This is a genomic window from Ktedonospora formicarum, assembly GCF_016587355.1.
GTDB lineage: Bacteria > Chloroflexota > Ktedonobacteria > Ktedonobacterales > Ktedonobacteraceae > Ktedonobacter > Ktedonobacter formicarum.
Genome location: NZ_BNJF01000009.1, coordinates 290,211 through 309,450 on the forward strand (window position 1 = coordinate 290,211; position 19,240 = coordinate 309,450).

Annotated in this window: 14 protein-coding genes; 10 read left to right on the top strand and 4 right to left on the bottom strand. The window is 48.3% G+C overall.

Features of this window, described 5'->3' with window-relative positions; all coding sequences use genetic code 11:
- Positions 1–44: 44 nt before the first annotated feature.
- Positions 45–1,058 carry a hypothetical protein gene (locus tag K3T82_RS44305; RefSeq protein WP_220199841.1) on the top strand — a complete coding sequence of 338 codons (1,014 nt, stop codon included), beginning with the start codon at positions 45–47 and terminating at the stop codon, positions 1,056–1,058.
- 483 nt (positions 1,059–1,541) lie between these two features.
- On the opposite strand, the gene K3T82_RS44310 is transcribed toward K3T82_RS44305, so the two are convergent.
- Together K3T82_RS44310 and K3T82_RS44315 are read right to left on the bottom strand one after the other, a co-directional pair.
- Complete coding sequence (locus K3T82_RS44310; RefSeq protein WP_220199842.1) at positions 1,542–2,024, bottom strand: hypothetical protein; 483 nt, start codon at positions 2,022–2,024, stop codon at positions 1,542–1,544.
- Between the two features lie 594 nt (positions 2,025–2,618).
- Positions 2,619–3,161, bottom strand: a complete 543-nt coding sequence (locus K3T82_RS44315) for a helix-turn-helix domain-containing protein (protein ID WP_220199843.1) — start codon at positions 3,159–3,161, stop codon at positions 2,619–2,621.
- Between the two features lie 173 nt (positions 3,162–3,334).
- On the opposite strand from K3T82_RS44315, the gene K3T82_RS44320 reads away from it, so the two are divergent.
- The 7 genes from K3T82_RS44320 (at position 3,335) to K3T82_RS44350 (ending at position 10,841) form a co-directional block, all read left to right on the top strand.
- Entirely contained in the window at positions 3,335–3,826 is a 492-nt protein-coding gene (locus K3T82_RS44320; protein ID WP_220199844.1) for a hypothetical protein, read from the top strand.
- Positions 3,827–3,918: 92 nt separating this feature from the next.
- Complete coding sequence (locus K3T82_RS44325) at positions 3,919–4,851, top strand: class I SAM-dependent methyltransferase (RefSeq protein WP_220199845.1); 933 nt, start codon at positions 3,919–3,921, stop codon at positions 4,849–4,851.
- Entirely contained in the window at positions 4,842–5,666 is an 825-nt protein-coding gene (locus K3T82_RS44330; RefSeq protein WP_220199846.1) for a hypothetical protein, read from the top strand. Before K3T82_RS44325 ends, K3T82_RS44330 begins: the two co-directional genes overlap by 10 nt.
- Before the next feature lie 100 nt (positions 5,667–5,766).
- Positions 5,767–7,152, top strand: a complete 1,386-nt coding sequence (locus tag K3T82_RS44335) for a hypothetical protein (protein WP_220199847.1) — start codon at positions 5,767–5,769, stop codon at positions 7,150–7,152.
- Entirely contained in the window at positions 7,149–8,315 is a 1,167-nt protein-coding gene (locus K3T82_RS44340; RefSeq protein WP_220199848.1) for a DUF2332 domain-containing protein, read from the top strand. The genes K3T82_RS44335 and K3T82_RS44340 overlap by 4 nt, the downstream gene beginning before the upstream one ends.
- A 90-nt stretch (positions 8,316–8,405) precedes the next feature.
- Entirely contained in the window at positions 8,406–9,746 is a 1,341-nt protein-coding gene (locus K3T82_RS44345; protein ID WP_220199849.1) for an MFS transporter, read from the top strand.
- Between the two features lie 381 nt (positions 9,747–10,127).
- Positions 10,128–10,841, top strand: coding sequence for a winged helix-turn-helix domain-containing protein (locus tag K3T82_RS44350; protein WP_220199850.1), 714 nt, complete (start codon positions 10,128–10,130; stop codon positions 10,839–10,841).
- 784 nt (positions 10,842–11,625) lie between these two features.
- On the opposite strand, the gene K3T82_RS44355 is transcribed toward K3T82_RS44350, so the two are convergent.
- Together K3T82_RS44355 and K3T82_RS44360 are read right to left on the bottom strand one after the other, a co-directional pair.
- Positions 11,626–12,321 carry a hypothetical protein gene (locus K3T82_RS44355; protein ID WP_220199851.1) on the bottom strand — a complete coding sequence of 232 codons (696 nt, stop codon included), beginning with the start codon at positions 12,319–12,321 and terminating at the stop codon, positions 11,626–11,628.
- 1,487 nt (positions 12,322–13,808) lie between these two features.
- Complete coding sequence (locus tag K3T82_RS44360) at positions 13,809–14,645, bottom strand: macro domain-containing protein (protein ID WP_220199852.1); 837 nt, start codon at positions 14,643–14,645, stop codon at positions 13,809–13,811.
- A gap of 209 nt (positions 14,646–14,854) precedes the next feature.
- Here K3T82_RS44360 and K3T82_RS44365 point away from each other — a divergent pair, with 209 nt between their 5' ends.
- Entirely contained in the window at positions 14,855–15,589 is a 735-nt protein-coding gene (locus tag K3T82_RS44365) for a DUF4433 domain-containing protein (RefSeq protein WP_220199853.1), read from the top strand.
- Positions 15,590–16,229: 640 nt separating this feature from the next.
- Positions 16,230–19,240, top strand: a 3,011-nt coding sequence (drmD, locus tag K3T82_RS44370) for a DISARM system SNF2-like helicase DrmD (RefSeq protein WP_220199854.1), incomplete at its 3' end; no start/stop codon positions are given.

Genomic DNA, 19,240 nt, shown 5'->3' on the forward strand with positions numbered 1-19,240 from the left:
TGCCGTGCCTCCCTGGAAAAAGGAAAGAAAAAGGAGTGTGCGTCATGCCATCCCAGATTGTTCATCGGGTCCTTGAACTTCTCAGCAACGCCAATCTGCTCACAGAGGTAACGGAAGAGGAGATACAAGGGCCGGAAGAAGACACATCTCTCATTGCCGCAGTAGGTCCGCTCTTGTATTCAGAGCATTCCGACCTGTGCCGATTCCTCTATTACGATGCGGAATATCTTTACGAGGAAAATGACCTGATCAGGCTGCTCCATGAGTTTGCCGAGGCAACAGCCGGAGAATGGCCCCTCCAGAATGTACAGGCGGACTGGGACGGCTTGCAGGCAAATGTGGTCTTTGTTTTTTACGATCAGCATATCAGCTGGACATTTCAACAGGAGTCAGATTGGGTGAGTTGCGAATTCTATGAGCGAATTGGAGCATTTGCGCAACACCATTTACCTGGAGTGTTCGTGAATCTCCCCACCAGCGATCAATGTGCTTGTCACCTTTACCTGCCCAAGGAGATCGCTGCGGAAGTGGCCTTCCTGGCAATGCTGACCGAGGAGTCAGAACTCGATCACACGCTGTTGATGAACGTCTTTGCGGAAGTGCAACGTCTGGGATGGCTCGTGGATGTGCCATTTGCTCGGCAGATCTGCGGTGCAAGCAGCCTGTCATTGCTCGAAGCATGGTTGCCAGGCCATGTTATGGTCTGCTCCCTCTGGACCGAGAACAGCCTGCTGCTCTCAAGCAATGGCTGTGATTACTACGAGGGCGTGATCAGGGATCTGGCTCAGCTGACACGTGGTGAATGGAACCCGCAGCAGGTGTGGTGTTGGAACGATGAAGAGAAGCCAGGGATCAGCATTGCATTCGACTTCAGGAACGAGCACGTTACCTGGCATCTGCCACTGGTGGCTTCGCAGGTGGCAGAAACCTTTTCCGCTTACCTTACACTGTTCGCCAAAGATTTTCTGAGCGGAGACTTTGTGGAGGTGCGCATGAACCAAGGCGAAAGTGCCTACCTTTATCTGCAGAGAGCTTCCGCAAAAGCCTTGCAAAGATAAACAAAGTGGGAAACTGTACTATGAGAGAATTCGCTCTACATTGAGACGTATTGGCATTGTGAGAGCAAGGATGTTGGATTATAAGGAGCATTCAATATGTGGGTTTTGGGGAAAGCTCTAGCGAATGGGGAAATAGGAGCATGTGGTGTATCTGGAGGCATTGGAGAGTATAATGAAAGGCCATGTATGGATAAGCACTGTACCACTATCATAGTGGGCTGTGCTCCAATCTACGATATCTGCCAACCTTTCTCGAAAGGCTTCTAACTCTCTTTCCCGTTCCTCTTCATTTGGCATAGATGAACCCCTCCACACAAAATCAATTTCTATAACAAAGGTCTGACTTTCGTTTTGAGAGATATATCGAGCAATAGTTCCCAGAAACAGAAAGTTTCCTGATAGCTTGATTTCTGCCAGAGGATCTTTGTGTAAAGGCCTGAATAGAGAGAACTTTCAATTGCCGATGTGCTTCTCTTTCTTCTCTTATAGAGAGGCAACGACAGGAAGAGGATCAAGAGCAGCACGTTTCTCTTCGAGTACCCAAGGGATAGAGCAGGTAAATTCCATTTGGAGAGCGGGCCGTGGAAATCCTGATGACAGAAGGTCATTCTGCTCGGTAATAGCCACCTCAAAATGATCATCTATCTGGACATAATTTGGGCCATTAGTTGTGCTGATCATTCGCCCAACCAGATGATAAAAGCCCCCATAAGATGCGTGTGTCTTCTCGGGATTGGTATAAAGTGTGTAGACCTCAGCTTCTTTCTCTGGAGAAATCCCCAGGGTTCGGAAAAGGCTCATAACCGCTGATGAATGGGCGAGCTTCGCGCTGCAAGCAGCAAAATAGTTCTGACAGTCATCACATCCACAAGCACTAATGGGCAGCTCGTTCAGATATGCAGCGTGTGTAGCCTCTCGATCAACTTCAATTAACCATCTACCAATTTGTAAGGGCTCAAATGGCATAGATTTCCTCCCAAGATATGCGTTTCTTATCATGTCAAGGCGCACATCGGAGCACATATAGATCTTGGATACTTTCTTTTTCAAGAGTGGCCTAACTTCCAAGCACTTCTCTTGAGCACTGCCTTGCTATGATGTGAGCCAAAACTGGTATTAGGTTGCGGGAATTCGGTATGATCAAGTGATTCCACAGCCTGTTCGAGCACAAGGGCAGGTTCAAAAGTCTCAGGACTCGGTGTGAGTAAAGTTGCTGTCAACCATTTGATTGAGTATAAAGCCATAGAGCAGGAAAAGCGAGCTGGGAGCTGCTGCTATGTGACTCTACGTATAGCAGATAACTCAACGCTATGCAGACCACCAATCGCCAACGAGAAGGCGTATCTTTCCCAAGAGTGTACCCACATGAGGCTCTTTCTTACGAATGAGTACTATAACCGTGATAATACAATGAATGGCCAATAATATCACTATCATGCTGATCTATAAAGGCCTACATGTGAAATGGTATTGTATTGGCTGAAATAGGGCATATATCCTGATGCTGCTTGTGTGATTGATCTAATATGGAGATGGGTTCTTTACTTTAAAGTACTTTTTCTATGCATGCATAAAAACTGTGCCTTGATGATACTGAGCCGTTTCCCAGTCCAAAACGTCTGAAAGTTCCTCTTGAAAGGTTTGAAGGTGCTGCTCGCGTGACTCTTGGTCAGGCATAATGCCGGTCTTCCAAATAAGTAATATTTCTATTTGGTCAGGACTCCCTTCAAAGCGAATCATATATCTTGCAACCGTTCCTGGAAAATTATGTAGACCCTCACGTCTGATTTTCGCTAATTTTTTGTCTAAAGCTCCTTGCTTTCCAGCTTGTACATTTGCAGTAATTGAGGTCACTAACAAAGCGTTGTCTTTGGTTGAGCTATGCCAAGAAGGTGTTTTTGTTCGTGGTCTACCGACAGATCGTTGTTGAAATTGTTCAACCTCCTCTCGTGGGATAAGTAACATATTGGAGACACGAACTGCCTGAAGCCGTTTGTTTTCTACATAAAAATAGACCATTTTATCTGTTACATTTAAGAGAGCCGCAGCTTCTTTTACAGATAGGTACCCAACAAGTTTAGGAATATCATCATTTTCACCCATGATTCCAGTGTATACTTTTCTATAATTTTGGTAATATTTCCCAATTTTCAAATAAATTGAAAATATTAGAAAAGCATGGTATACTCATTTTAGAAGAGATATCTAAAAGAGTTAATTGAAGAAATCCAAAGTTGCAAAACGGTAACAATTAGCAAGGAAATGAATACAGAATCATGTATGAGAGAAAGAAAAAACCAACACTGGAACAGGTTCGGATGCTCTTTCCTTTCGAGGTTCCTGATCTGGCACGAGCAGCAAGAGTCGAGGTTGGCACTGTCTACCAGGCACTACTCATGCGCCCCATTCATCGAGAAGATGCTGAGAAGATTGTTAAAGCACTCTCTACACATACGCATCTCACACTCTCCTTAGGGCACATCAACATCGTGCTCTGGGAAGACTATTTGACCCTCTGGCTCATTCATGCGACAAATGCTACACCGCCAGAGGCACAGGAAGGATTGGAGAATGCCTATCATCTGGTGTATGCACGTGACCAACATGAGGCAACCTTGCGGGCTCAAAGCTGGCTTGCTCACCATACCCATTTGCCAGTTCACACCTTCACGTCCTGCCCCGATGGGTTTGTGATTGGACGATTACGACTCTTTGGCCTAAGACCAGATGACGAGACTGATGAAGCGTCTTTCGAGGCCCCTTTCTAACATCATGTACTAGCCGATTTGCTGTGGCATCAGGACAAGCGCATGAGCGCTCGCCCTTCTATTAGTGCGCCCAAAAAAGGAGTTCACCACATATGTTTCATGCCTCTCTATTGCTGTACTCACTCTCGGGTTCCAGTGGACTGCTTGATCCACTTGCCCCGGCAGAGCAGGCAAGGGTAGTTGCTCAGTATCAGATGTGTCAGAAGGTGCTTCGTGAACCTTTGCCGGAACTCGATAATGACACCCTTACGCTCTCTACACCCAGGATGATCTTGGATCTGGGATGTGGACCCCATGGGCAATGGGCATGTGATGTAGCCTTTGACTATCCCTCCTGTCATATCTTTGGCGTCTCGACACTCCCGCTCTATATCGAGCAAGCAGAGCACACTCGCCGTCTGCAAGAGTTGTCATGTGCCCGCTTCATCTTGATGGACTTTGAGCGAGAGCTCTGCTTTCCAGATCGCTTCTTTGATGTGATCAATGGACGCTTTCTCTGTTCGAGCCTCCCACATGCCTACTGGCAACACCTTCTGCGAGAGTGTTTGCGTGTCCTGCGTCCAGGAGGCATGCTTCGCCTTACTGAGTGTAGCGATGCCACATGTACCAGTTCCGCCTGTGAAGCACTCAGTCAGTATGTTCATGATGCTGCGCAACGGAGCGTGATTCTCTCACACGTCCCCAAGCCCAGGTATGGACGAACAGCAGCCTTCACTCCTCAGGCATCTTCCTGGCAGGAGATGCTGCTCGAATGGTTGCCGCGTCTCGGGTATCAGGCGATCAGCAGCACAACGCATATGCTCGACTTTTCCGCAGGTAGCCTCTACCAGCAGAGTATGTTCCGCAATGCGCAGTCCTTCTTCTGTCAGCTTGCTCCTCGGCTCTGCCAGTCTCTCGACCTGACACCAGCTCACCTTGAGGCGTTGTGTGAGCGGATGCATGCAGAAATGCTTGACCCCACCTTTACCGGGCAGTGGACGCTTCAGGTAGTTCGCGCACACAAAGGAGGCCACACATGGTGGTGACACCAATGCGAGTGAGAGTGGGTGGAATGACAACTGCCCGCCCTCAGCAAGAGAAGGTGCTGCTTACTACTGATACTCCTGAAGCAAAAGATGGTGACGTATTTCCGTATCGTGTAGGCATGCGTTTCTCGCAGAAGATTCCCGTTGCAATGGTTCATGCGACCGCAATGGCGGCTCTATCACAGATCTTCGCTCTCTCTACTCGCGTCGTGCTCTCGTTTTGCCAGCGAAGGTGTAGAAGGAAAATGATCATGGTGACATTCAACACAACACATGTCTATTCCCTGCCATTGGCAATCCTTGTTGACATTCTCTCAGCCAGATGTACCAGCCTGGTACTTCGAACCACACTGCATGTTCATGTCCCACAGGCTCGCCTTGCTGGGACACAGGACGCACTGGTGGAAATTCTTCTGGAGCATGGAATGGTGTGCGACTGTCAGGTGCGTAGCCGTGCCACGGGGCAGCGACTTATGGAGCATGATGTGGCCCTCACTTTCCTATATGGTGTTGGCGTGCTCGAATGGCAGGTCACTCCATGTTCCAGCCTTTTCGGAGATCATGCGCCTCTAGTTCCCACATCAGAGGTACGTCAGGTGCCTTCCGAGGTTGTTCCTATCTCTTCGCTCTCACTTCATGATGTGCATCTTGCTTCGCTCCCTGTACGCGTTCGGCAGGTGCTTCTGCTTGCCAACGGCGAGCGAAGTTTGCGGGACATTGCTTCTCTACTCTCGCTCTCGACGGAAGAGGCGAGCCGACTGCTGAGGATGCTCTCTGAGCGCCAGTTGCTGTGCTGGCAGGGCAGCACCTCATGAAGCTCATATGGGAGGGCTTACTGGTCGTTCTTATTTCTCATTCGCGCTTTTCTCAGTTATGATTTTTCGCTCTTTTTTGTAAGGAGGATACACAACGTCTATGGACGAACACGTTACCCATCATCCGTCTGCCTCCTCAGATGCGTGGTCGCATGCCATGCTTGGGGAGCAAAACTTCTGGAGTGCGAAAGGGTTCCTCGCCTGGTGGTATCGAGTGTCTGCGCCGCCACCTGCACCACTTGGGGCGACCTTTCAGCAGCGTGATCTGGTGCGTCGTGGGCGCATCGCCAGTGCCATTCTGCTCTTTCTGGCTGCGATTTTGTTGTTGGTGGCACCTCTCGGCTGGTTTGGCCCTAACAAACAGATTCTGTATACGGCGCTCATTGTCTGGGCAACCATTGCCGTATGTGTGGTGCTCAATCGTCGCAAGCATGTCAATCTGGTGGGATGCCTGCTCTGTCTTGCCGTCAATACTGGCATGTATGTGAGCATTTTGCGTGCCCCTGGTGGCCTGGGGGTCGATGACAAAGATATTCTCTATCTTCTGGTCTTTTCAGAGCTCTTGCTTGGGGCGATTCTGCCAGCCTCCTGGATTGTGATCCCGCTGGTGGTTAATCTGGCCTTTAGTGTCTGTGCGTTGACCCTGCTTCCCCATACACCTGCTCTCACAGGACTGCTCCAGAGCAGTCAGTTTCTAATTGTGTTTCGAGTCTTTCAGATGCATTTGCTGATCACAGGGGTGCTCTGGATTCTCAATATCCATGCACGTGAAAGTGTCCAGCGAGCCAATCAGGCGGAGGAGGTGGCACGTTTACAGCGTGACATGGGGCATCTGGCAACGGCACGAGTCCAGGAAGCTGAGCAGTTGACGCAGGCGGTTGAAGGGTTGGTACAGACACTGACTCAGGTCATGCGTGGGAGCCTGCAGGCACGTGTTCCTAATCAGCATGGTGGGTCGTTCTGGGCGCTGGGTGCACTCCTCAATAGCCTCCTGACCCGCTACCAGCGAGCAGTGATGGACGCGCGAGAAGTGCAGCTTCTGCGGCTCACCGTTCATCAACACAAGACGACACACCAGATTGCCTCCCAGCTTACTCGGGAGCAAGCACTGGTCCAGGAAGCTATCGTTGAGGCGCTTCGTGAACAATGCCCCTTGAGGCTTCCAGAAGAGGTGGTGCTCCTGGAACCATTTCTCCACCCCTTGCTCGGATGCCGAATTGTCTCACCGTCTGTCGCAATGCCAACGACATGGACGGAGTCACCTCTCCCAGCAGGCAACGTAACGGCTTCAATACCGCCAGAAGTGTCCTTTCTTTCTCCTTCAATGCCTGTGCGGGAGGCACCATTGCACATGCAGGAAACCCTTGTATTGGGTGCACGTCCTTTGATGGAGTCAGAGACCCCATTGCGTCCCTTCACACCCACTCAACATCAGTTTATGGTTTCACCAACCTCATTCAAAGGCACGAATGGAGATCATGCATGACTAACCTAGATGCTTCCCAACACGAGTATGAGGCTCACAAGACAGAACAGATGGAGTCAATTGCACACGCTAGATCTGCTATCCTCGACCCCAGGCACTGGGGGCACTATACCATGAAAGCATTTGCCCAGATCTCACCACTCTATGAGACATTCGCACAACACCTTGTGGGAGATCATGAGATGGAAGCGCTCGTCGCACTCGTCGATCCCAACCAACCCATCCTGGTGACCTTCTTTACGGCGGTCAATGTGCTGCTTTACGGCGAGCCGGATGATCCGCTGGCAGCCTTTTACCCTTCATTCACCCCATCGCCACGCCCAGTTGGGGAGGTGTATCCTTTCTTTCGCGACTTTTGCCTTCGGCACCAGGAGGCATTACGGCAGATGTTGCCCACTATGCGTCTGCAAACCAACGAGCCAACGCGGTGTGCGAACCTCGTCCCGGCCTTTGAGAAGGTGTTTCGGTTGGGGCATCGTCGTCCCCTCGCGATGATTGAGATTGGCTGTAGTGCGGGATTAAATCTCAGATGGGATCAGTATCGCTACTACTATTTGCAAGCCAACGATCCTCAAAAGGGCCAGCCCTGGGTTGTCTCCACCTTTGGGAATCCGTTTTCTCCTGTCCTCATTCAGTGCACACTCGAAGGAGAGCAACGTCCTCCCTTGCCACATGGCATCACCATGCCGCCGATCGCCCAGCGGGTTGGAATTGATCTCGCTCCTCTTGATATCAACAAAGAAGAGGATCAGCGCCTGCTGAGTGCCTGCATCTGGCCCGAAGAAGTGGCACGCCATCAACTCTTGCGGAATGCCATTAGCATGGCACGCAAGGAACATCCCCTGCCGATCATCACAGGTGATGCCTGTGAGGTGCTCCCAGAGCTGCTTGAGGCATTGCCTCCAGAGGTGACTCCCTGCATCTATCACAGTTATGCCCTGGAGCAAGGGCCAGTGCAGGTACGTGATCAGATCCTTGCCCTCGTGCAAGAAGCGTCTGCGACGCGTGACCTCTACCGTGTGTCACTAGAAATGAATGCAGCCCAGTGGAATGCGCCCCGTCTGGAACTCTTTGCCTATCATGGCGGCTCGTTAGCACGTTATAGTCATCTGGCGGATTGCTCCGTGCATGGGGAACGCATGCGCTGGCTTGCTCCTTTCTGAATTTTATATAGGCAGGGAGGTATGCTCGCGTAAGCAAGAAGGCTCCCTGCCTCGGTGCTTAGTATGGTGAAAAAGAAATGGAGATATTGAATGACCGATGCGCCGTTGTCATCGTCACCATCTGGAGAAGACCCAAAGGCTTCAGAGGAGGCGCTTCTGGGAAGTGTGGATACCATGCAAGCTATTACCCTCAATACGCTCACATTTCCGGGAGCTCGTGTAACAGTAGGGTATCGCATCGCCTTTACTCTGGCGAGTGCCGTTGGGGGACTTTCCAGTGTGTGTATTAAGCAGCTGCTTTTGCCGATTCAAGTCAGTGCCCTTGATCCAGTTTCAACCAATACATCCTTCGCGCTGGTTGCCTCCATTGGAGCGCTCGCGGGCCTTATAGCCTCTCCCTTGTCTGGGGCACTCTCTGATAGGACAACGCTCAGATGGGGAAGACGACGACCCTGGATCTGCGGTGGTGTGCTTGTCGCAGCCTGTGGTTTGCTTATCATGGCTCGTGCGACAAGCATCCCTCTGTTGCTGTTCGGGGAGATCCTGGCCCAAATCGGTGTCGATACGGTGCTTTCGTGTGTGACGGCAATCCTGGCCGATCAGGTGCCACCTGCTCGTCGTCCACTGCTCTCGGCGTTGAATGGGATGGCTCCCATTGTTGGTGGCATTCTGGGTCTGGTAGCTGTAACTTTGTTCACACAGACAAGCGATATCGCGCTGGGCTATGTGCTGCTCGCAGGAGCGTCTGTGTGTTGTACGTTTCCCTTTGTGTTCATGATACGAGAGGCTCCGCTGGATCGTGAGGCTCGACCACCATTCCATCTACTCACGTTCATAGCCGGGTTTGTGGCTCCTTTGCGCTCGCGTGATTTTGCCTTGACTGTGCTCTCACGTTGCCTGGTGTTTCTCAGTTTTACCTTGCTGGGAGCCTATCTGCTCTTCTTCCTTTGTGCCAGGCTTGGGTTCTCGCTCGCAGAAGCCAAAGTTGGAGTGACGCTCTTCCAGGCGCTCTCAACGGCTCTGGTGTTACCGATCTCTGTACTGGGTGGTATGCTGGCGCATCGGGTGCAACGCCTCAAGCCTTTTGTCATTGTGGGGGTGCTTGTGATGGCGGCTGGGTTGCTCATTATTGCCTGTGTGCCTCTGTGGGGAGCGATACTCTGCGCGGCAGCTGTCTTTGGATGTGGCTGGGGACTGTTCCTGGGCGTGGATATTGCGCTTGCCATCGCAGTACTACCTGATACCGCAGGCAGTGGGAAAGATCTGGGTGTGCTCTATACATCGATCTTCTTGCCACTTCTTCTCAGTCCCATCATTGGGGCAACCGTGCTCAACACGACGGGCAACAACTACACTTTGCTCTTTCTTCTTGCGGCTCTTGCGAGTGTTCTAGCAGCAGGAACTATGCTTCCAATCAGGTCAGTTCGGTAGTTTGCACTGGGCATGGCGAAGCGAGGACAACGAAAAGAGCAAATAGGTGCAAGGGTGTCCTCCTCCAGAGTCCCATCAATGTTTGGTTTGCAGCAGAGAAGCAAACACGCGATGTGGGTGGTTTCAGTACGCCCTCCCTACATCGCTAGTGGTGCATTGTGCATCTTTCTCTGCAGTCTCATGGAAAGGAGAGGACGCACATGTCTGCATTCTTTTCAATGGGCATTGTTTGCTAGAGATCGTGCCCGAGCGCACGATCTCTAGCGAGTAGTGAATATGAGCTTCCATGAGTGAGCTTTGACGCTCGTGAGATTATACATTCCATGAAGCCGCAAGCATTGACCAATGAAGGTAAGTGCTTGCCTAAGAAGGGTGTTCCCCATGGTTGAGCAGCCCTACCATCCACGGACCAATATTGTGATTGTTGGGAACAAACAGGAATATCACATGCTTTATCCGCTGGTCCATAATGATTACTTTGATATCTTGTATGTTGCCAGTGTCACTCCTGAGCATCTGCTGTGTGCCTCTCCAGCGTTGGTATGTCTTAGCCAGCACTGGGTTCATACAGTGCAACAGGTGCGCCATCTTTTTCCATATACACCTATTATCGTTGCGCTCTCGCAGCCGTCTCCTAGACAGGAAGCATCTCTTGTTACCATGCTACAGCAGGGAGCCGATGATGTGATCGCATCCACCTGTGGGAGAGAAGAATGGCAAGCTCGCTTGCGTGCCAGGTTACGACAGTATCCAACTCCTCTACTCGGCATGCAAAGCCAGGATGGCATGCTCACTTTGACGCTTGCGCAAAGAGAAGTTGTGGTTGGCACTCGATCAATTCTGCTCTCGATGAAAGAGCATGTGTTGCTTTACCTACTGATGCGTTATGCTGAGCAGACACTCTCTTCACGCTTCTTGCTTCAGACCATCTGGGGTGTGACGTACCAGAAAGAAGTGGATTATATCCGGGTCTATATGAGTCAGGTCCGCCGCAAACTGGAGGAACGATCTGATCAGCCGCGGTACCTGGAAACCGTCTCTGGTATTGGCTATCGTTTTAGGCAAGCATGTATCTCTAAGTCTGAGAACAGTTAGGGGAAGAGGTATGCCCAATGGTTCAGCGACAACAAAAGGAATGCTTAGATGGTAAGAAAGGAAGAGAAAACTGAATCATTGGAGCGTACATATGATGAGTTGCCTCTATCATGATTGTGGCATCTCTTGCATCGAGTGATTCTTTACCGCTGCCCGGTATAACCCCATAGATGGTGATGCGTTCCAGAGGTGTACATGCTTTTGGATACTACTCGCCTACGGTTTGCGCAATGAGTTTTAACTCAGCAGCAATCTGGCCTGAGAATGTCCTTTATTGCTCTCCTATCTCTATAAAGCAGCGGTATTTCAGACCCCTTGCCCAAAGCAAGCGGGAGCATTGAACGAGCCAGCGAAGCCATTCAGTCGAATGCACGTCTTGTTGCCCAAACTGTGGGCAGAGATGACACTGATGTAATAAAAAAGGATCTCTATTTGTGATATACATGCATTATTGCCATTGAACATTATAATTACCCAGGTTTCATTAGGCATATCTATATATATCTATACCAAACAGTATAGGTGCGTGGCGTGGGACTTGTGTTCATTGATGGTTCCCGTCCAGTTTCCGTGAGATCAGCGGTGAAGCGCTTTCCCGGGTCAGGATGGGAACCATCAATGAACTAATCCAGCCCATCCGCAGATCTCTTCAAGGGATGCATCTGATGAAATTTGCGGACGGGCTGGACTTTGCGAAACCTGCCCGAGATCGATTTGAAGTAGGTCCTTAGCGATTTGCTGCTTGTGATATCTGTTTCATATTAGTCTTGGATACATAAGCCACTTAAAAAGGCCAATTGATGCCTGCTTGAAGGAAGCATTGCTCGTAGCCGGTAGCGTTAGATCCTAGATAGAATAGTGTGTAAGTTCCAGGTTGGACAGAATCAAATTTATTCTGATCATTAAGCTGGTAATTAATAAAATCATCAGAGTCTAGTTTTGAAGCCAGAGAACGGCTCATATAGATATATTGTATGCCAGGTGCTCCTCCTAATACTGTTGGTTTGGTGATCTTTCGAAGAAGCTTTGAATCAGTTGGTTTATATTGTTCACATGCCTTTTGGGCAATTTGTAAAGAAACGTTTCCTTGGTTAGGAGGATTTTCTAGGACATAATAATGCTGTGTAATTTCATATATGTTTCCGTGCGGTCTATCTGCGATGATTTCAAAATAAGGATCTTTTGGTTTCTTAATCCACATATATGCATGAACATATTCATCGGTATATTTTCCATAGGCTTTTTCGAAAGCTGATAGATTGTCACCAAGATGAGGTATCATTGGTGGTTTTTTAGCAGTAGAAGTTGACGAAGGAGTTGGAGATGGTGAAGGTGGTCTTGTAGAAGTCCTTGTTGCTGTTATTCTCAAATTTTGAGTTTGAGTATTTGTATTACTACTAGCTTGGCATGCACTCATAACACTAGCAACAAAAATGACAAGTAAGGATAAAACGAAGTGATTGGGAATAATGATTTTCACGAGAAACTCCTAGTACTTTAAATGTTTGTATGACACCAACGAGATGATGTTGGCCAAATCATAAATTAAGCTCGAATACAGAATGGCGTATTCCTGATTTAAAATTGAAAAAAGTTGCTAAAAATATTTTGTTGAAAGCGTACTCTATAACATTGCTCTATGGACGATTTTGAATATGGTTTATATGGTTGTGCTTATATTTGCTATGATATGCCTATCTATTTGCCCTGTCAATATGAAAGCGCATTTTTTCTATTGGAATCAGCAGAAATTTCCTCAGGTGTCTGTTTTACTAGACAACGAGTAACTATTCAGGTTCGCTAGATAAGCTTGCATTCTCCACAAGACATCAAGTACCCTGTTTACAGGGACCGAGATGCTCAAATAGACTAGCCCAAGGATCACGCAACGAGATTCACATTTGATTGACATAGCTTTGTAAGCTCATTTAATGCTCTCACTTTTGCTGGAAAAAGATGAAAATAGCTCAGATCTATGAGGATATAAAGGTGACAAAGGATGCTCCCATGCCACTTTGCTGATGGGCTATAACTTGCTGCGCAATCCATGGGACACACTAACAAGAGAGTATGCCTTTGGAGTGTGATGTTCCTGATGTGCAGAGGAAAGGATGTGGAGACAAAGGCGTTTTACCAAGAGTTCATGCACTGAAGGTGCACCACGCCGAATGAAATGTGGCGTTTGCCTGTATTATTTTTCAGAAGAACGGTTGGTAATGTCGACTATAAATCGATATATCGTGATCAAAAGTCTATTTTATTGCTTTTGTCTTTTAAATAGATGGCATAGAGGTAGTGTGAATGAGTACACTTTGCTGTTGTTGAGACAAAGTGGAAAGAAAAGGTGCATGACCAAGAGCTCCAACGAAGCGATGATGCTGGATTTGTTGTTCTATAGACGTGTGGTTTGCAAGCCATATATACATGTATTGCATGTACTAGATCAAGCAACATTGATGCTTCATTAGATCAGCAAACAAGCAAGCAAAAGACAAGGAATCAGGACTATCGCCTTTGATTCCTTCCGAGAAAAATAGCGTTTACCTCCAAAAACGTAAAAAGAGAGTGCAAGAGTGCCAACTAGACGAAGATCTTCTCAGCAATTGATATTCCTCTCTAGGTCCAGAACATTCGGAGTCCATGAGCTAGTATTGTCAAATGTGTATTTTTAGTTCTCCCTTATGGAGCGTTAACCTTTCTGAATCTCCCCTTCTTTATTATGCAGACAGCATGACTAACAAACGATACTTGGCTGCACACTCGCTTTCATCACTTATTAACTATGTCTAAGTTGTAGCGTTACAACAAGAAGAACCTAAGCTCTTTACATATCTTCAGAAGTTGATGAGTCCAAATGCTACGCACTCCAAGTCTTATAGAAGCATTCTTCAGGGACTGATTCTACAGGTGCATACTTCCAAAGCTTCACCAGCAAGCTTTGGGAGTATCTGTTACCTAAATAGGAAACTAGAAAATTGCAGGAAACAAGGTGAGGGAATTTAAAGTTTCTACTGATTTACGCTCTTTTTTTTTAGTGCTTTTTGGAGATGGATAGCGTCTCCTCTCCTTTAGGGGATTTGGCTGTTCTGTGTCTGGCATGCCAGGTATCTCTTTTTTTGCATAACGCTGATTTTGTATATAGTCTTTGAGCCGTTTAAGAGAAACTTTTGCAAGGTCTGGTATCTCTGCCAGATCTCTTATGGAATGAAACTCATTTGCCTTGCGCCTCTCAGCAACTTGTTTTGCTCCCTTTGCACTAAGATGAACTTCTTGAGCTAGTTCCTCCCAATTTAGTGCCAGCTTATTAAGTTGTTCCCATATAAATGCTTCAGCTTGGTTATTGTTGGTATATTCCTTATCTCCATCGCTAATGTAAATGTAAATATCGAGATCAAGGTCCTCTAAATACTGTATCATAAGTGGGCCTACTTCATCCCAAGAAAGCTTGCCATTTTGTGTACCTAATTTAGGGAATGCAATGCTAGTTATTTCTGCCTTTTTGTAATTGGCTGCAAAATATGCCAGGCCTTTTTCAAGATACTCAATTTTTGAATTGCCTTTCCAGTGGTCTTTCGTGGGAAAATTGAGTATCCAGGGAGTGCTTTTTTTGTAAAGTGTTGGATGCCCTATGCGTAGTCTGCCAGTCTGGCAATCTTGCTGATACTCACGAAACATTGCAGGATATTTTTGTTTAAATGCAAGTGCCAGACCTTTCCCCATAATACCTTTGCAATTTACGGTATTTACAAGTACCTGAGCTTTTGAATGAAAGATATCTCCTTTTACATAACGTATGGCTACCATACTTCTCACTCCATAAATTTGTAATTCTGTCCTACTTTTTAAAAGTCTAACATCCTATCTGTTTAAACACAATAGTTATATAGAACTATCCTAATTTGCTTTAAGTGTTTTAAGAACATTTGTTTATGGAAGATCTTAGATAAATATGCTAATATACTCCGATAAATTGACTATAATAGATGTACTATCGACTTGAAAGGAACTAATTAATGCGAAACTTTTTAAGTGGCTATGCATATCATATGGTTCATGTTAGCAATTTCCCAAGCATCTTAAGCGAAAAAGCTCTTCTTTCTAACGAGAAATTGAGTCAGAAAGGAATTAAGCCTTTTTCAATTGCATGGGAAACTGTGCAATCTTTACGAAAACGTATTACTATCCAGAGACCCGTTATGCCATCCCGTCGTCAACTTCATAGCTATGTCCCGTTCTATTTTATTCCTCGTCCTCCTATGTTCTATGCACCTCATATTCAGGAAAATCAAAATCAATTACTTGTTTTAGAGGTAGAGCTTACCATTTTGTACGAGCCGGAGGTGCTGTTTACCGACGGAAATGCGTCGATGCAGAAATTATCTAGATATGGCATGGAAGTTGTAGTAATAGATCCAGCAAGCGCTCAAAGAGATACTTGCATTCGTCGATATCATCCAGGCGGCCCTCACGGTACCGGTGAAAACTGGTCTGATTTTTATAGTGATGTTGCTCTTATTGATAGGCTTAATTGGGGTGTCCTTAATGGAGGAACTTACATCGATAATCGAGAGGAATTTACAAGGATTCGAAGCTCAGAGGTACTTATCCCTGATCGATTACCTTTAAGTAAAATAGTTGGGATATATGCACCTAATCCAGGTTTGGCGCAAAAAGCAAATGATGTAGTGAAAATGTATGGCTTAGAGAAGGTTATACCAAAGGTTGTCTACCGCGTTTTCCCAAGATAAAAGATGAATGGATTCCTATATCCTCCTCTTCTATTTGCCATGTTGGTTCACCAGGCAATCATCTTACGCTTCCTTAAAAAGGCGTGCCTATGTATTGTTCGTTTGACCAAGCACATGAGCAATAGATCATCCTCATTGATTCTGCCTGGAAGATGGGAGTAAATGGAGTGGGCTAGCCCCAACAGTAGGTCAAATTATCGCGTTATCATATTTGACTTGCTCTTTCAATAAAATATTTCCTCTTTTGCAGAGAGTCTGGGAGAAAGGGCAAACCCTCTTCCAAGCAGATGTGGCTTACGCAACAACAAAGGCTGTAAATAATGGATTATCTGCCCTTAATTGACTTTGTTGTGACTGTTACGCTTATATGTCGGCTATTCCAAATTACCTTTTAACCACAGGCACAACATCCCCCTTTGGAACTATAGCGATCACACTTATCGTTTTGCCATACTAGACGTTTATATTGCGTAGCAATTTTATTTTTAATAATGTATAATACCGACACATCTATTTGTTATGCCTGTCTCTCAATAGCAACTCCTTATTATGTCTCTATTCCGTAGAATTCCATGCTTTGTATTAGGTTCGACGATTTTGTTCTCTTATCTTTATCTAACCCAGTCAGGAGAATAAATTCTTGGTTCGTTCTATTTCGCTCCCAGAGCCGGGACAGTTAGTCCATGTCCGACAACGACGCTATGTGGTGGTCGATATTCCTGCCAGTGTGCACAATGCTCAAACCCTTCATTCTCAACATTTGATTACGCTCTCCTCAGTGGAAGATGATGGCCTTGGTGAGGACCTCCAGGTGATATGGGAAATTGAACCAGGTGCGTCACTGATTGAGAAAACACCCCTCCCGCAACCGGTTGGCTTCGATACGCCTCAGCGTCTGGATACGTTCCTCAATGCGGTGCGTTGGGGTGCAGCTTCTAGCGCCGACGTGAAGGCGATTCAGGCTCCGTTCCTCAGTGGTATCGATCTGGAAGATTATCAGCTCGATCCGGTGGCACGGGCGATTCAGATGCCGCGCGCGAATCTACTAATCGCGGACGATGTTGGCCTTGGTAAGACAATCGAGGCTGGTCTAGTGGCACAGGAGCTGATCATTCGCCAGCGCGCTCGCCGCATACTGATTGTCTGCCCAGCCGCTCTCCAGGTCCAGTGGCGCGATCAGATGCGCGATAAGTTTGGTCTGGAGTTCCGCATCGTGGATAGCGAGCTGATGAAGTCGCTGCGCCGAGAACGGGGTCTGCATGTCAATCCGTGGAAACATTTTCCGCGCCTGATTACGTCGATCGATTTCTTAAAACGTGATCGGCCTCAACGTTTGTTCCGTGAGGCACTCCCTGGCAGCGGTGAGTCGATCTATCCACGCCGCTTCGATCTACTTATCCTCGATGAGGCCCACAATGTCGCACCATCTGGACAGGGCAAATATGCTATTTCGTCGATGCGCACGGAAGCTATCCGCCTGCTCGCCCCTCACTTTGAACATAAGTTATTTCTTTCAGCTACACCACATAATGGCTACAGTGAGAGTTTTACAGCTCTGCTGGAATTGCTCGATAATCAGCGCTTTGCACGCGGCGTGAAGCCAGACCATGAGCAGCTCAATGCTGTGATGATTCGTCGTCTTAAGACGGAACTTCCACGTCGCTGGGATGGCTCGTCTCGCTTCCCGGTGCGCGAGATCACGCCTCTACGAGTGCCCTATACCCAACAGGAACGCGAGGCCCATCAACTGCTACAGGAGTATGGCCAGTCACGCATTAAGGCTTCAGGAGATAATGTTGAGCGCTACGCGACCGAATTCGTGCTGAAGCTGCTCAAAAAACGTCTCTTCTCTTCCCCGGAAGCGTTCTATCTGACGCTTGAACAACATCAGCATTCCCTTGGGGAGAAACAACGCCATACATCGGTGACAAAACGACCCGGTGAGGGTATTCTGCGCACACGCGTGGAACGGCTCGAAGAGGAAAGCGATAGCGATGAGTCGCTGAATGAGGCAACAGCTGAAGCGCTGGATACTGCTGCGCCCCTCTTTCACGAGCCAACGGTACAGGAACAGAGCCTGCTTAAACGCCTGCTGACCTGGGCGGACGATACGCGCAGACGTTCTGATAGTAAGGCGCAGGAGTTAATCGATTGGCTGCATCGCACGATCAAACCTGGCGGGAAGTGGTCGAATGAGCGGGTAATTATCTTCACAGAGTATCGCGCGACCCAGAACTGGCTGTATGGTCTGCTGGTACGTGAGGGCTTTGTAGAAAAAGGCCCCGATGACGAGACGCGCCTCCAGACACTCTACGGTGGCATGGATACAAAAAACCGCGAGATGATCAAAGCGGCGTTCCAGGCCGACCCAGCCGATTCGTCGGTGCGTATTTTGCTGGCGACGGACGCTGCATCGGAAGGTATCGATCTGCAAAACCATTGTTCTCATCTCATCCACTATGAGATCCCCTGGAATCCCAATCGTTTGGAACAGCGCAATGGTCGTATCGATCGTCATGGTCAGCGTGCCGCCGTGGTAAATATCTACCACTTCGTGAGCAGCCTCTACGATCAGCGCTCAATGAGCACACTGAAGCGTGAGCAGCTCGACGACGACCTTGAGTTCTTGATGCAGGCGGTCAAAAAAATCGAGACGATTCGTGAGGATCTGGGCAATGTTGGTCCGGTGATCGCAACGCAGGTTGAGGAGGCGATGCTCGGTCGCCGTCGCACGCTAGATACCAGCGAGGCCGAGAAGAAATCCCCGTCGAAACGCCTATTAGCCTTCCAGCGCAAGCAACGCGAGAAGATTGAGGCACACATTCGGCAGTTGTACGAGCAGTTGCAGGAAGGCAAACGTGAGCTTGGCCTGACTGCCGAAAACATTCAGGCTGTGGTTGAAGCCGCGCTGGAACTGGCCCACCAGCCGGATCTCCAGAAGCGCATCCTGGAAGATCCACACGGCAAATATCCCCCAATTGAGGTCTTCGATGTCCCCGAACTGGCCGGAAGCTGGGCCAGATGTACGGAGGGACTTGAACACCCACACACACAGCAGAAGCGCCCAATCGTCTTCGATCATACACTGGCACAGGGACGCGACGATGTTGTGCTCGCGCATCTCAATCACCGCCTGGTGACGATGTCGCTCCGGCTGCTGCGTGCCGAGGTCTGGGCCAGCGGTGAGCAAAGCAAGTTGCACCGTGTCACTGCTCGCACGGTCCCTTCGGTGACAATGGATGTTCCGGCTGTGATTGCCTATGCGCGCCTGCTGATTCTGGGTGGCGACAAGCAACGTCTACACGAGGAGCTGATCACGGCAGGTGGGTATCTACGTGAGGGGCGTTTTGTTCACATGCGCGAGACACAGTTGAAAGAGGCGCTGGCAGCAGCACAAAACTATCCGGTATCGGAAAACATGCAGCATCAACTGGTCACGCAGTGGGATCACCATCGCGAGCCGCTGGTCAAGGCGCTAGAAGAGCGCATGAATGAACGCATGAAGAGCCTGCAAAAGAAGTTGTTCGATCGCAAAGAGAAAGAACAGCATGATATCACGTCTATCCTAAATGAGCTGAAGAAGAATATTGTGGCAGAGCTTGCGCACCTGGCCGAACTCGAACAGCCCGGTCTACGGCAACTCTCGCTCAC

What these genes read in the sequence shown, in the direction of transcription:
- K3T82_RS44325 (WP_220199845.1), top strand. Translation starts at nt 3,919, where the DNA reads ATGTTTCATGCCTCTCTATTGCTGTACTCACTCTCGGGTTCCAGTGGA.
- K3T82_RS44330 (WP_220199846.1), top strand. Translation starts at nt 4,842, where the DNA reads ATGGTGGTGACACCAATGCGAGTGAGAGTGGGTGGAATGACAACTGCC.
- K3T82_RS44365 (WP_220199853.1), top strand. Translation starts at nt 14,855, where the DNA reads ATGCGAAACTTTTTAAGTGGCTATGCATATCATATGGTTCATGTTAGC.
- K3T82_RS44335 (WP_220199847.1), top strand. Translation starts at nt 5,767, where the DNA reads ATGGACGAACACGTTACCCATCATCCGTCTGCCTCCTCAGATGCGTGG.
- K3T82_RS44340 (WP_220199848.1), top strand. Translation starts at nt 7,149, where the DNA reads ATGACTAACCTAGATGCTTCCCAACACGAGTATGAGGCTCACAAGACA.
- K3T82_RS44320 (WP_220199844.1), top strand. Translation starts at nt 3,335, where the DNA reads ATGTATGAGAGAAAGAAAAAACCAACACTGGAACAGGTTCGGATGCTC.
- K3T82_RS44315 (WP_220199843.1), bottom strand. Translation starts at nt 3,161, where the DNA reads ATGGGTGAAAATGATGATATTCCTAAACTTGTTGGGTACCTATCTGTA.
- K3T82_RS44345 (WP_220199849.1), top strand. Translation starts at nt 8,406, where the DNA reads ATGACCGATGCGCCGTTGTCATCGTCACCATCTGGAGAAGACCCAAAG.
- K3T82_RS44350 (WP_220199850.1), top strand. Translation starts at nt 10,128, where the DNA reads ATGGTTGAGCAGCCCTACCATCCACGGACCAATATTGTGATTGTTGGG.
- K3T82_RS44310 (WP_220199842.1), bottom strand. Translation starts at nt 2,024, where the DNA reads ATGCCATTTGAGCCCTTACAAATTGGTAGATGGTTAATTGAAGTTGAT.
- K3T82_RS44305 (WP_220199841.1), top strand. Translation starts at nt 45, where the DNA reads ATGCCATCCCAGATTGTTCATCGGGTCCTTGAACTTCTCAGCAACGCC.
- K3T82_RS44360 (WP_220199852.1), bottom strand. Translation starts at nt 14,645, where the DNA reads ATGGTAGCCATACGTTATGTAAAAGGAGATATCTTTCATTCAAAAGCT.